At 61.8% G+C, this 13,220-nt stretch carries 13 protein-coding genes; 8 read left to right on the forward strand and 5 right to left on the reverse strand.

Annotation, left to right across the window (positions count from 1 at the left end; all coding sequences use genetic code 11):
* The first annotated feature begins 14 nt into the window (after positions 1 to 14).
* Complete coding sequence (locus DFO46_RS16300) at positions 15 to 773, forward strand: class I SAM-dependent methyltransferase (RefSeq protein WP_120277996.1); 759 nt, start codon at positions 15 to 17, stop codon at positions 771 to 773.
* Here DFO46_RS16300 and DFO46_RS16305 read toward each other — a convergent pair.
* The 5 genes from DFO46_RS16305 to mutM form a co-directional block, all read right to left on the reverse strand.
* A complete protein-coding gene (locus DFO46_RS16305) occupies positions 755 to 1,345 on the reverse strand; it encodes a class I SAM-dependent methyltransferase (RefSeq protein ID WP_120278291.1) in 591 nt (196 codons plus the stop codon). The two genes, DFO46_RS16300 and DFO46_RS16305, sit on opposite strands and share 19 nt — an antisense overlap.
* 52 nt (positions 1,346 to 1,397) lie before the next feature.
* A complete protein-coding gene (gene dnaA / locus DFO46_RS16310) occupies positions 1,398 to 2,954 on the reverse strand; it encodes a chromosomal replication initiator protein DnaA (RefSeq protein WP_110790212.1) in 1,557 nt (518 codons plus the stop codon).
* A gap of 813 nt (positions 2,955 to 3,767) precedes the next feature.
* Positions 3,768 to 4,034, reverse strand: coding sequence for a 30S ribosomal protein S20 (rpsT, locus tag DFO46_RS16315; protein WP_062276883.1), 267 nt, complete (start codon positions 4,032 to 4,034; stop codon positions 3,768 to 3,770).
* 192 nt (positions 4,035 to 4,226) lie between these two features.
* Positions 4,227 to 5,000 carry an enoyl-CoA hydratase gene (locus DFO46_RS16320; protein ID WP_120277997.1) on the reverse strand — a complete coding sequence of 258 codons (774 nt, stop codon included), beginning with the start codon at positions 4,998 to 5,000 and terminating at the stop codon, positions 4,227 to 4,229.
* Positions 5,001 to 5,029: 29 nt separating this feature from the next.
* Complete coding sequence (mutM, locus tag DFO46_RS16325; protein ID WP_120277998.1) at positions 5,030 to 5,920, reverse strand: bifunctional DNA-formamidopyrimidine glycosylase/DNA-(apurinic or apyrimidinic site) lyase; 891 nt, start codon at positions 5,918 to 5,920, stop codon at positions 5,030 to 5,032.
* A 138-nt stretch (positions 5,921 to 6,058) separates the two neighbouring features.
* Between mutM and ubiE the strand changes: the two genes are divergently transcribed.
* The 7 genes from ubiE to DFO46_RS16360 all read left to right on the forward strand — a co-directional run bounded on the left by ubiE (position 6,059) and on the right by DFO46_RS16360 (position 13,154).
* Positions 6,059 to 6,835 carry a bifunctional demethylmenaquinone methyltransferase/2-methoxy-6-polyprenyl-1,4-benzoquinol methylase UbiE gene (ubiE, locus tag DFO46_RS16330; RefSeq protein WP_120278292.1) on the forward strand — a complete coding sequence of 259 codons (777 nt, stop codon included), beginning with the start codon at positions 6,059 to 6,061 and terminating at the stop codon, positions 6,833 to 6,835.
* 5 nt (positions 6,836 to 6,840) lie between these two features.
* Complete coding sequence (gene ubiB, locus DFO46_RS16335) at positions 6,841 to 8,415, forward strand: 2-polyprenylphenol 6-hydroxylase (protein WP_120277999.1); 1,575 nt, start codon at positions 6,841 to 6,843, stop codon at positions 8,413 to 8,415.
* A gap of 98 nt (positions 8,416 to 8,513) precedes the next feature.
* Complete coding sequence (locus DFO46_RS16340; protein WP_120278000.1) at positions 8,514 to 10,001, forward strand: CHASE3 domain-containing protein; 1,488 nt, start codon at positions 8,514 to 8,516, stop codon at positions 9,999 to 10,001.
* A 2-nt stretch (positions 10,002 to 10,003) separates the two neighbouring features.
* On the forward strand, positions 10,004 to 10,441 hold the full coding sequence (locus DFO46_RS16345; protein ID WP_110790217.1) for a response regulator: 438 nt from the start codon (positions 10,004 to 10,006) through the stop codon (positions 10,439 to 10,441).
* Positions 10,442 to 10,457: 16 nt separating this feature from the next.
* A complete protein-coding gene (locus DFO46_RS16350) occupies positions 10,458 to 11,498 on the forward strand; it encodes a histidine kinase dimerization/phosphoacceptor domain -containing protein (RefSeq protein WP_110790218.1) in 1,041 nt (346 codons plus the stop codon).
* Positions 11,499 to 11,589: 91 nt separating this feature from the next.
* Entirely contained in the window at positions 11,590 to 12,804 is a 1,215-nt protein-coding gene (gene coaBC, locus DFO46_RS16355; protein ID WP_120278001.1) for a bifunctional phosphopantothenoylcysteine decarboxylase/phosphopantothenate--cysteine ligase CoaBC, read from the forward strand.
* Positions 12,801 to 13,154, forward strand: coding sequence for an MmcQ/YjbR family DNA-binding protein (locus DFO46_RS16360; RefSeq protein ID WP_120278002.1), 354 nt, complete (start codon positions 12,801 to 12,803; stop codon positions 13,152 to 13,154). Before coaBC ends, DFO46_RS16360 begins: the two co-directional genes overlap by 4 nt.
* Positions 13,155 to 13,220 lie beyond the last annotated feature (66 nt).

The following is a 13,220-nucleotide window of genomic DNA, read 5'->3' on the forward strand; positions in this document are numbered from 1 at the left end:
CGAAGGAGAGTGTCATGCCTGTCGATGATGCCTTTGCCCGCTATGACATGGCCGTGCTCTACGATGCCTTCAATATTCATGGGATGGACAGAGATTTTTACCTCGGTCTCTGCGATGCGCCCTGCCGGGTGCTCGATATCGGTTGCGGAACCGGTTCAATCGGGCTGGCGCTGGCCGATCTCGGTCATACGGTGACGGGCCTTGATCCGGCACCCGGCATGCTCAAGGTGGCGCGGACGAAGGACACGGCCGAAAGGGTCCGTTGGGTTGACGGCAATGTGCTTGATCCCAGTCTTTCGCTCGGCGAAGAATTCGATCTGGTGATCCTGACCGGACATGTCTTCCAGGTGTTTCTCGACGATGCGGAGACATTGTCCATGCTCAACTTCGTCCGGCGGCATCTGGCGCCCGAGGGGCGGCTGGTGTTCGAGAGCCGCAATCCGCTGGCGAGGGCCTGGGAGCGCTGGACGAAGAGCGACACCCGCGACGTGCAGCTGGTGGCCGGGATCGGTCGCGTCGAGGTGTTCTACCAGATCAAGGCTGTCGAGGGCGAACATGTCACCTTCGATGCGGTGTTCACATTGCTCGACACCGGCGAGACCAGGGTGAGCGAAAGCCGGCTGCGGTTTGCAGACCGGGACACCATCGGCCGCCTGCTGGCGGAAGCGGGTTTCGAGAACGTCGAATGGCTGGGCGACTTCGACGGCAGCCGCCTTGTTGCGGCAAGCCCCGAGATCATTTCCGTGGCCAAGGTTCAGGCCAGACCGGCGTGAAGATAGAGCCAGGTGGTCGGTTCGCCGTCGAACGCACCGCCCGAGACCGTCTCGATCTCGATATCGACGAAGCCGGCGGCAATGCAAAGCGCATGCAGCTCTTCCTGTGACGGCCTGTTGTAGTAGCGGCCGAGGCTGTCCAACCCCTCCCCTCCACCCGTCTTGAAGCTGGCATAGAGGCGTCCGGCGGGGCGGAGCGCGCGCGCCACGCGGCCGATCACATCCGGCAGATCGCGGCGCGGGACATGCAAAAGGCAGGCATTGGCCCAGATGCCGTCGAATTCCGCCACATAGGCCAGCTGCTGGAACGGCAGGACCAGGACCGGGCGCCCCAGGCGGCGCTCGGCTTCGGCCGCCATGGCGGCTGATCCATCCGAGGGGGTGACGTCGAAGCCGCGGGCGATCAATGCGGCGCTGTCGTCACCCGCACCGCAGCCGAGCTCGAGGATGCGCGCGTCCGCCGGAAGACGCTCGACGAAACGGGTCATCTGGCGCTCGGGCAGACGGCGGTCGCGCGCCGCATAGACTTCGGCGTACTCATCGTAAAATCTAAGGGAGGGATCGCGGCTCATGGGATCTGCCATAGCAAAAGGCCGGCTTGGGAGCCGGCCTTGATATCTCGTCTTATTCGTTGATCAGGCGTCGCAGCAGTTCGATTTCCTGCGACAGCTTCTGGTCGGCGGAGATCAGCTCCTCGATCTTGCGCACGGCGTGCAGCACCGTGGTGTGATCGCGTCCGCCGAAGCGGCGGCCGATCTCGGGGAAGGAACGCGGGGTGAGCGTCTTCGACAGATACATGGCGATCTGGCGCGGCTTGACGATGACGCGGGTGCGGCGGTTCGACACCAGTTCCTGGCGCGAGACGTTGTAGTGGCGAGCCACCACGCGCTGGATGTCCTCGATGCGCACGCGCTTCTGGTCGCCGGCGCCGACGAGATGGGCGAGCAGTTCATCGACGCGTTCGATCGACAGGTTCGGCTCGAAGGAGCGGCGGAAGAGCAGCTGGTTGAAGGCGCCTTCGAGGTCACGGCCGCTGCTGGTGATGTTGCGGGCGACGTGTTCGAGAATGTCATCCGGGATATCGAGCGATGCGTCTTCCTTGCGGGCAGCTTCCAGACGCGACTTCATCATGTCGAGCCGCATCTCGTAGTCGGGCGCTTCCATCTCGATGGCGACGCCACCCTGGAGGCGCGAACGGACGCGCGGATCGAGCGATTCCAGTTCCCAAGGCGCGCGGTCGGCCGCGACGACGACCTGCTTGGCGCTGTCGAGCAGCATGTTCAGGAGGTGGCAGAATTCGTGCTGGATCATCTTGCCCTGCAAGAACTGCATGTCGTCGATGATCAGGAGGTCGATGTTGCGCAGCGAGTCCTTCAGCGTCAGGGCGTCGTTGTCGCGGATGGCGGTTGCGAAACGCCACATGAAATATTCAGCCGTCAGATAGACGACGCGGGGTGCGCGCGGGCTATGGACGGCGGCATTGGCGATCGCCTGCAGCAGGTGCGTCTTGCCGAGTCCGACCGAGGAATGGATGAACAGCGGGTTGAAGCGCACGGCACCGGCGCCGGCTTCCGCAATGGTCTTGGCGGCGGCGAGCGCCACGCGGTTCGATGCGCCTTCAACAAAGCCATCAAAGGTGTAGCGGCTGTCGAGCGGCGAGCCAAAGAGGGGGCTTGCGGTGCTCGTGGCGCGGCCCGTGACGGACGACGGCCCCGGAGGAGAGGCGATCTGGCCAAGGCTCTGCGGACCCGTCCGGCGGGTTGCTGCCTGCTGCGGGGCGGCATCGGTGCCCACCGGGCGTTCTTCGATGGCCGGGACGCGGGTGCTGCGGCTTGCGCTGCGCACCATGATCTCGACCTTGAGGATCGACGGATCCTCGGCCTGGAAGATCGACGTGATGAGATCGAGATAACGGTTGTTGATCCACGACTTCAGGAAGGTTGTGGGGACGGTGAGGCGCACCACGCTCTTGGAGGCGGAGTGGAGCTTCAGGCGGCCGAACCAGCTCTGATACACGTCGACCCCGACCTGGGCTTTCAATCTTTTGCTGAACCGGTCGAAAAGAGCATCATGCTTCATTTCGGCATTGTCTCCTGCGCCCTCGGCGCACGCGGCGTCCAGCGCCGAATGTGCATTGTCCCCGTTCGCCAACGCACCGGCCGTCATAGAATTCATCTGCATTTTGCCGCCTTCCAAATCATTCCAGGTGCCGGGCGTTCTTTGAGCCGTCCGACAACCACTTCATCTCGGGCCGATCCGTAACCAGACCAACCATCCCCGAATGGATCGGTTCCGAGCCTTCAGCCAAAGGCTCGCACCAATCCGGTCATCGCCCCAGCCGATGACCTTCCCTCTAACCAATGGACTGCATCCTCGACATGCGGTCCACCCTTCCCCGCCCGGCATTCCTCCGGGTCAAGGCACAAAGCCGTCACCACGCGGAAACCGTCAGGTCTCCGATGCAATGTCGGTTGCTTTATGAGAAAACGGAATGGAAACACTCCGTTCCGGCAATGGTGGCGTTGAGAACCGATATTCCTACCGACCGGACCGTCTTTCCAGACCAGTCCCACGCCCCTTGCTGGAGATCATTAATGCAGGATCAAAAGCCAAGATCAACACTGATTTTTGCACGAAACCGGCGCGCGGCCATTGACTCTTGGTACTTCATTTTTGCGTCACATTCCGCTGAAAAAGAATCGCTTTTGAATCAAGGAGATTCACAGGCAGTCCCGAAATGGACCTTCTCAGACGTAAAAAAATAAAAATTCTCTTGACTCCCAGAGTGCCCAACCTGCCCCAAGGGGAAGTGGACAAATGCGCAGGCACCTCTCTCAAGCTATTGAAATTAAATAATATTTTCTGTCACGCCATTGACACGCTGCAGCGCAAAAGAATACCCTAAAACACAATTTTAACGACTGTGGCAAGGACAACGCAAAGAGCCCGGCGAATCGCCAGGCTCTTTTAATTTTGTCGAAACGGTGTCGAAAATTAGACGGCCAGAGCCTTCACACGAGCCGCCAGGCGCGAGATCTTGCGCGATGCGGTGTTGGCGTGAACGACGCCCTTCGTGGCGGCGCGCTGCAGTTCCGGCTGGGCAGCCTGCAGGGCGTCCTTGGCGACCGCTGCGTCACCGGAAGCGATCGCTTCTTCGACCTTGCGGATGAAACCACGGACGCGCGAACGACGAGCCTTGTTGACTGCAGTGCGGGCAGCGATCTTGCGGGTCGCCTTTTTCGCCGAAGAAGTGTTGGCCATAGATGCCTCTCTCGAAATTCAAACCAAAGCCCACCATTGCCGCGTCGGGTCATTGCGACCTGCCATACCAGCACTTGGGGAGCTGCTTCATGGGAAAAGCGCTGAAGGCTTTTCCAACCGTGGGCGGGCATATAGCGGGAAAGCGCGAATGCGTCAACGCGGATTCTGCAGATAACGCGCCCTCCCGGGCGCTTATCTGTTCCGGAAGACCGGCTTGCGCTTCTCGACGAAGGCCGCCATGCCTTCCTTCTGATCCTCGGTGGCAAAAAGCGCGTGGAAGAGCCGGCGTTCCGAGCGCAGGCCTTCCGTCAATGTCTGCTCGAAAGCCCGGTTGACCGCTTCCTTGGCCATCAACACCGACGGAAGCGAGAAGGCGGCGATCTTGGTGGCCGCTTCCACCGCCTCGCCCAGCAGCCGTTCGGGTTCGACCAGACGGGCGACGAGACCGGCGCTCTCGGCTTCGACAGCATCCATCATGCGGCCGGTCAGGCAGAGATCCATGGCCTTGGCCTTGCCGACGGCGCGGGTCAGGCGCTGCGAACCGCCCATGCCGGGGATGATGCCGAGCGTGATCTCGGGCTGGCCGAATTTCGCGGTCTTCGAGGCGATAATGAAGTCGCACATCATGGCAAGCTCGCAACCGCCGCCGAGCGCGAAGCCGGAAACGGCCGCGATGATCGGCTTGCGGAAGCCGGCAACCTCGTCCCAGCCGCCAATGAAGCCGCCGGTATAGGCATCGACGAAATCGAGCGACTGCATCTCCTTGATATCGGCACCGGCGGCGAAGGCCTTTTCCGAGCCTGTCAGGACCACCGCACCGATGCCGGCATCGGCTTCCAGCTCACCGAGCAACTGGCGCAGTTCGCGCATGACGGTGGAATTCAGCGCATTCAGCGCCTGGGGGCGGTTCAGCGTGATGATCGCAACCCGGTCGCGGCGTTCGGTCAACAGCGTTTCGAAGGACATGTCTCTCTCCCTGGCTGGCGCTTGCGGCGCTACTTCTGGCAGCGGCGACAATAGAATGTCGAGCGGCCGGATTGAACTATCCTTTCGACGGTACCGCCACAACCATCCGTGAGGCATTCCCTTCCCTCGCGATCATAGGCGCGGAAGAAGTGCTGGAAGTAGCCGAGCGTGCCATCGGTCTGGATATGGTCGCGCAGCGACGAGCCGCCGGCCTCGATGGCATCGGCGATGACCTCGCGGATGGAGGAGGCGAGCAGCGTCAATTCCGGCTTCGGCTTGCCGGTCTTGGTGACCAAGGTCGAGACCTTGCGGGTGGGCGACAGATGCGACCGCCACAGCGCCTCACAGACATAGATATTGCCGAGGCCCGCAATCACCTTCTGATCAAGCAGGGCGCTCTTCAAGGGCTGGCTGCGATCGGCAAATCGCGTGGCCAGATAATCGGCGGAGAGCCTATTGCCAACGGGCTCGGGGCCGAGGTCGCGGAAGGCGGGGTAATCGTCGAGTTCGGCGCGGTTGACGAGATCCATGAAGCCGAAGCGGCGAGGGTCATTATAGATGACGCGCACCGGCCCATCCTGCCGCTCCAGATGAAAGAGCACGTGATCATGCTTTTCATCCTTGCTGCGCTCGTGGTGGAAGACGCCCGGCATATCGGTCGCCGCCCCCGCCTCGATGCGGAAGGAGCCGGACATGCCGAGATGGGCAATCACGGTTGCACCGTCCTCCAGGTCGATCAGCAGATATTTGGCGCGGCGCGACAGCGCCTCGATGCGACGGCCCTCGACCCTTGCGGCAAAATCGCGCGGCAGGGGAAAGCGCAAATCGGGGCGGCGGAGCTCAAGCCGCTCAAGCCGCGCGCCTTCCATCGTCGGCGCCAAGCCGCGACGGACTGTCTCTACCTCTGGCAATTCCGGCATTTCAGCCCATCTTTCTGTTTGAAGCGCCTGTTTTACGGTCTATAGACCAGCCTTGAAGCGGGTGCACTTGCGCAGATAGCGCGTGAGAGCCCTTTTCGCTATGGTCTGCCCGACCTGTCCGTACCGTGGAGTGAGATGATGACTGCAAGCCGCATTTCCGCCGATGGCGGCATGGAAACCTCCTACGGGTTCCGCCAGGTCGACGAGCAGGAAAAGCAGAGCCTGGTCAACGACGTCTTCCACAAGGTGGCCAAGCGCTACGACATCATGAACGACGTGATGTCGGCCGGCCTGCACCGGGTCTGGAAGGATGCGATGGTCGCCTCGCTCAATCCGCGCAAGGACCCGAACTATAAAGTGCTCGATGTGGCCGGCGGCACCGGCGACATCGCGTTTCGCATCGTGGAAGCCTCCAATCGGCTGGCCCATGCGACCGTGCTCGACATCAACGGCTCCATGCTCGGTGTCGGCGCCGAGCGGGCGGAAAAGAAGGGGCTCACCCCGAACCTGACCTTTGTCGAGGCCAATGCCGAGAGCCTGCCTTTCGACGACAATTCCTTCGACGCCTACACGATCGCTTTCGGCATCCGCAACGTGCCGCATATCGACGTGGCGCTATCGGAAGCCTTCCGCGTCTTGAAGCGTGGCGGGCGGCTGCTGGTCCTGGAATTCTCGGAAGTCGAACTGCCGTTGCTCGACAAGGTCTATGATGCCTGGTCGTTCAACGCGATCCCGCGCTTCGGCAAGATGATCACGGGTGATGCCGAACCCTACCAGTATCTGGTGGAATCGATCCGCAAGTTCCCGAACCAGGCTGATTTCGCCCGGATGATCGAGCGCGCCGGCTTCGCAAGCGTGCGCTTCACCAATTACACCGGCGGGATCGCGGCCCTGCATTCCGGCTGGAAGATCTGAACCGCATGAGCACGATCGGTGCATATGTCCGCCTGGCGCGGGTCGGCTGGGTGCTGGTGCGGGAAGGTGTCGTTGCAGCACTTCCGTCGGAAGGGCTGCCGCCACTGGTCGGGTTCGCCAAGGCGGCCGTGGCACCGCTTGCCCGCAGCCGGGCAAAATCCGTCGAGCGCGCCGATCGGCTGGCCAATGCGGTCGCGCGCCTTGGGCCTTCCTATGTGAAGATCGGGCAGTTTCTGGCCACGCGTCCCGACGTCGTTGGCGCCGATTTCGCCGAGGATCTGTCGGGGCTGCAGGACCGGATGGCTTTTTTCCCGACGGAAGCATCGCGCAGCACGATCCGCGAGTCTCTCGGCCGGACGATCGAAGATCTCTATGTCCGCTTCGACGAGCCGATTGCGGCAGCCTCGATCGCGCAGGTTCACCCCGCCGAGGTCGAGACCCCGGAAGGGCCGTGCAAAGTCGCCGTGAAGGTGATCCGACCGGGCGTGCGCAAGCGTTTTGCCGCCGATCTCGAGGCCATGTATCTGGTCGCCCGCCTGCAGGAACGCTTCATCCCGAATTCGCGGCGCCTGCGCCCGGTCGAGGTGACGAAGACGCTGGAGCAGACCACCAAGGTGGAGATGGATCTGCGGCTGGAAGCGGCAGCGCTCTCCGAGATCGCCGAAAATACCAAGGATGATCCAGGCTTCCGCGTGCCCCAGGTCGACTGGGAGCGGACGGGTCGCGATGTCGTCACCATGGAATGGATCGACGGCATCAAGATGTCGGATGTCGAAGCATTGAAGGCGGCGGGCCACGATCTCAATGCGCTGGCCGATACGCTGATCCAGTCCTTCCTGCGCCACACGCTGCGCGACGGTTTCTTCCATGCCGACATGCATCCGGGCAATCTCTTCGTCGATGCCTCCGGCATGATCGTGGCCGTCGACATGGGCATTGCCGGACGGCTGGGCAAGAAGGAACGGCGCTTCCTCGCCGAAATCCTCTACGGCTTCATCACCCGCGACTATCTGCGGGTGGCCGAGGTGCATTTCGAGGCCGGCTATGTGCCGTCGCACCACAATGTCGCGAGTTTTGCCCAGGCCATCCGGGCGATCGGCGAACCGATCCATGGTCAGCCGGCCGAGACGATCTCCATGGGCAAGCTTCTGACGCTGCTGTTCGAGGTGACCGAGATCTTCGACATGGAGACGCGGCCCGAGCTGGTGATGCTGCAGAAGACGATGGTGGTCGTCGAGGGTGTTTCGCGCATCCTCAACCCGCGCTTCAACATGTGGAAGGCGGCCGAGCCTGTGGTGTCCGACTGGATCCGCGACAATCTCGGGCCAAAACGCATCGTCACCGACCTGAAGGATGGCGCGAAGGCCGCTATTCGGCTGGCGGAAGCGCTGCCCGAAATCGCCACCAAGACGGAAAAACTGCATGGCGAGATCATGCGGATGAGCGAAGAAGGCTTGCGCTTCGACGCGCAGACGGCCGAGCGGATCGGGCGGGCGGAAGCACGACATACGCGCTCCGGGCGAATTGCGCTCTGGGTTATAGCGGCTGCGTTGGTCGTGATCGCCGTCCAACTTGCCTGACTTTGCTAATATAACAAAATTTCTTGTTACATCGGTGGAACAAACGGTCTGGTGGGACGTTGAACCTGATAGACCTCAATTTGTTCCGTCGGAGCTCCATGTCAGTCCAGCAAAGCGGCTTCGTCCGGTCCACCCTGCTTTTTCTCCTGATCGGCACAGCCATTCTTGTCGCAATCATTGGCACCACGCTTGCCATGGTGGACAGGACGCGTTCGACATTCGAGTACATTCTCGGCGAGCGCAATATTCGCCGGATGGCCGTCAATCTGCTGCAGGAGATCACGGATGCCGAAACCGGTCAGCGCGGTTTCGTCATTACGGGGGACCCGAAGTTTCTGCAGCCGTATACCAATGCGGTCGACGACATCCGGGGCTCGCTCGACAAGCTCGATGAGGTCGTGAAGGATCGGCCGATCAAGGCGGAACGCATGCCCGACCTGCGGGCCGCCGTATCCGGCAAGCTCGATGAACTGGCCCGCTCCATCGAGCTCGTCCAATCCGGTTCCCGCGAAGAGGCAATCGCACTGGTGCAGACCGAAGTCGGCCGGGAATACATGGAGCGCATCCGCACCACCCTGGACTTCTTCAAGGACCAGTCCGACAAGAACGTGGATCTGGGCACCGCCGAACAGATCGCCGCAACGCAGCAGCTGAAGTGGATTACCATCGGCGGCGGCATTGCCATCATCGCGGTCATGGGCGGAGCCATTCTGGTTGTGCTGCAACATGTCCGGGCGCTCGCTGCGTCGCAGAAGGAAATCGAACTGCTCAATGCCGGCCTGGAAGCTCGGGTTGCCGAGCGGACCGAAGACCTGATGCAGGCCAACCAGGAAATTCAGCGTTTTGCCTATATCGTGACGCACGACCTTCGGGCGCCCCTGGTCAACATCATGGGATTCACGGCGGAGCTGGACGCATCGATGAAGTCGCTTCAAACCTATGTTTTGAACGAAGATGGGCCGCTCAGCGAAAGCCAGATTGCAGAGGCAAAGCTCGCCGCATCCGAAGACCTTCCCGAGGCGATCGGCTTCATTCGCTCCTCGACCCGCAAGATGGACGGCCTGATCAATGCCATCCTGAAGATATCCCGCGATGGACGGCGGCAGTTGAAGCCGGAGCCGATTGAACTCAAGCCGATGCTGGAAACGATCATGGCCAGCGTCAATCACCAGATCAGCGAGAGCGACGGAAAGGTCGATCTCGACATCCGGCTGAACGAAATGACAACCGACAGGTTGTCGCTTGAACAAATTCTCGGTAACCTTTTCGACAATGCTATCAAGTATAGGAATCCGGTACGACCTCTGGAGCTCGCCGTACGCACCATGCCCGAAGGGCGCCACATGGTGCGGATCGAGGTCCAGGACAATGGTCGCGGCATAGCAGAACACGACCACGAACGAATTTTCGAACTCTTCCGACGATCCGGCCAGCAAGATCAATCTGGCGAAGGCATTGGCCTTGCCCATGTCCGCTCTCTGGCGCGGAACCTGGGTGGTGAAATCACCGTCAAGTCCCGTTTGGACGAGGGTTCGACATTCGTATTGCGACTGCCATCGGATCTATCACGCTTGGTACGGAGTTGACTATGAAAGCGGTGGGCAAGGAAGTTACAATCATCATGATCGAGGATGACGAGGGCCATGCTCGTCTCATCGAAAAGAACGTCCGGCGGGCCGGCGTCAACAACGACATCGTTCCGTTCACCAACGGGACGGATGCGCTCGATTATGTGCTCGGCAAGGATCGCAGCGGCAAGGCCTCGGAAGATCGCTATCTTCTGATCCTGCTTGATCTCAATCTGCCCGACATGTCCGGCACCGATATTCTCGACCAGATCAAATCCAATCTGCATACGCGGCGCATGCCTGTGGTCATCCTGACGACAACGGACGACGAGCGCGAAATCCAGCGGTGCTACGACCTCGGGGCCAATGTCTATATTACCAAACCTGTCGACTACGACAATTTCGCCAATGCCATCCGGCAGCTCGGTCTCTTCTTTTCTGTCATGCAGATCCCATGACACCGGGCCAACCGCGATGAGCTTTCGCGTCCTTTATATCGACGACGACGCTGCCATCGCTCGGTTGGTGCAGAAACATATGGGGCGTCTGGGCCACGACGTCTCGCATGCGGAGACGGCCAGCGATGCGTTGGAGCGCCTGAACAGTCAGGACTTCGACGTCATCGTGCTGGACCACTACCTGCGCCAGACGACCGGCCACGAGGTGCTGGCGCTGATGCGCGAGACGCGTGTCGACTTGCCCGTCGTCTACGTGACGGGCTCGAACGAGGCGCAGATTGCGATCGAGGCGATCAAGGCCGGGGCTGCCGACTATGTCATCAAGACCGTCAGCGAAGACTTCCTGTCGCTGCTGACCAGCGCCATCGAGCAGTCGGTGGCCAATGCGCGGCTGCGGGTGGCAAAGGAGCGGGCAGACGAAGAGATCCGGCTCGGCAAGGAGCGGGCGGAAGCCCTGCTGGCGGAGGTGAACCACCGCGTCGCCAATTCGCTGGCGCTGGTCGCCAGCCTGCTGCGGCTACAGATTTCCAGCGCGCGCAGCGACGAAGTGAAGGCGGAGCTTTCAGAGACACAGGCGCGCATCACGGCGATCGCCGGCATGCATCGCAGCCTCTATACCTCCGATGATGTCAGCCGTGTCGAACTGGACCGCTATCTCGGGCGCCTGACGGCGGAGCTTTCCAACTCGCTCAGCAGTGCGGAAAAGCCGATCCGCCTTCTGATCGAGGCTGACAGGATTTCGATGACGGCAGACAAGGCCGTTTCGGTCGGCATGATCGTCACCGAACTCGTCACCAATGCCTTCAAATATGCCTATGCCCCCGGCCAGAGCGGCGATATCCGCGTGCATCTGAAGACGATTTCTGCGGATGAGGCCATGCTCAGGGTCGAGGATGACGGGATCGGCATCGACGTCAACAGCGCGCCGAAGGGCACCGGGCTCGGCAGCCGGATCGTCAAGTCGATGGCGTCCACGCTGGGTGACGGGCTGCGCTATCTGGAAGGCCAGCGCGGAACCGTCGCCGAAGTGCCGCTCAAGCTCGACGTGACCTCCTGATCCTTTCCCGGCGTTTACCAGCCTTTGCGGCAGCGTTTGCCTCACGCCCGTTTTGCGCTAGGGTCGCGCCGACAAAAGGGGCCCTACTTTCATGACCTTGGCCGGTAAACGCATCGTTCTGATCATCGCCGGCGGCATTGCCGCCTACAAGAGCCTCGACCTGATCCGGCGGCTGCGGGAACGCGGGGCGAGCGTGACCCCCATCATGACGCGGGCGGCACAGGAATTCGTCACACCGCTTGCGGTGGGCGCGCTTTCGGCGAGCCATGTCTATCTCGATCTGTTTTCCCGCGAGGACGAGCAGGATGTCGGGCACATCCGGCTGGCGCGCGACTGTGACCTCGTGCTGGTGGCGCCTATCACTGCCGACCTGATGGCCAAGATGGCGCATGGGCTGGCCGATGATCTGGCCTCCGCCGTGCTGCTGGCCAGCGATCGGCCGATCCTCGTTGCGCCGGCGATGAACCCGAAGATGTGGGAGAATGCCGCGACCCGACGCAATGTCGCGACACTGAAGGCGGATGGAATCGCCATGATCGGCCCCATGGCCGGGGAGATGGCCGAGAGCGGCGAGCGCGGTGTCGGTCGCATGGCCGAACCGCTGGAGATCGTCGCGGCCGTGGAAGGCCTGCTGTCCGGACCGAAACCACTTTCCGGTCTGAAGGCGATCGTCACTTCAGGCCCGACCCATGAGCCCATCGATCCCGTGCGCTATATCGCGAACCGCTCCTCCGGCAAGCAGGGGCACGCGATTGCCGCAGCACTTGCCCGGCTGGGGGCCGAGGTCACGCTGGTCTCGGGGCCGGTGACGATTCCCGATCCGCATGGGGTGCGCGTTTTGCATGTGGAGCGGGCCGAAGAGATGCGCGATGCCGTCATCGCCAACCTGCCGGCCGATATCGCCGTGATGGTGGCCGCCGTCGCCGACTGGCGGGTGGCTTCGGGTTCCGACCAGAAGATCAAGAAGCAGCCGGGCGAGGCGCCGCCCCCTCTCTTGCTCACCGAGAACCCGGATATCCTGAAGACTGTCGGGCATCACGCTCAACGGCCGCGCCTGGTGGTGGGCTTTGCCGCCGAGACGCAGAATGTGGACGCCAATGGACGGGCGAAGCTGGAACGCAAGGGGGCGGACCTGATCGTGGCCAATGACGTTTCGCCGGAGACCGGCATCATGGGCGGCGATCGCAATCGCGTCCGGCTGATCACGAAGAGTGGTGTCGAGGACTGGCCCGATCTCTCCAAGGACGAAGTTTCAGACCGGCTGGCCGCGTGGATTGCCACGCATGTGCAAGGCGCGCCCGCATGAGCCTGTTCGATCGCGCCGATTTCACGAGCTTCGTCGAAGGCCTGGCCGGAACCAGCCTCGTCGACCAATGGGACAGCCGCGTCGCCAAGGTCGGAGACAAGGTCTTTGGCCTTCTCAGCGATGCGGACCGACACCTCGCCTTCAAAGTGAGCGAGGAAAGTTTCGAGATCCTGACTTCGCTCGGCGGCGTGTCCCAGGCACCGTATTTCGCCAAGCGCAAATGGGTGAGCGTCCGCCCGGATACGGAACTGACGGCAGCGGATGTCGAGGAATATCTTGTTCGATCCTACCGGACCGTCAGCAGCAGCCTGACGCGAAAGCTCAGGCGGGAACTCGGGATCGAAGACTAGAGCCGTTCATTTTTAAATGGAAGCAGTTCTGCCGGAGCAGGTTTTCGTCGGGGCAGTGGCGATGGG

Source organism: Rhizobium sp. AG855, assembly GCF_003610655.1.
In the GTDB taxonomy this organism is placed as follows: Bacteria; Pseudomonadota; Alphaproteobacteria; order Rhizobiales; family Rhizobiaceae; genus Allorhizobium; species Allorhizobium wuzhouense.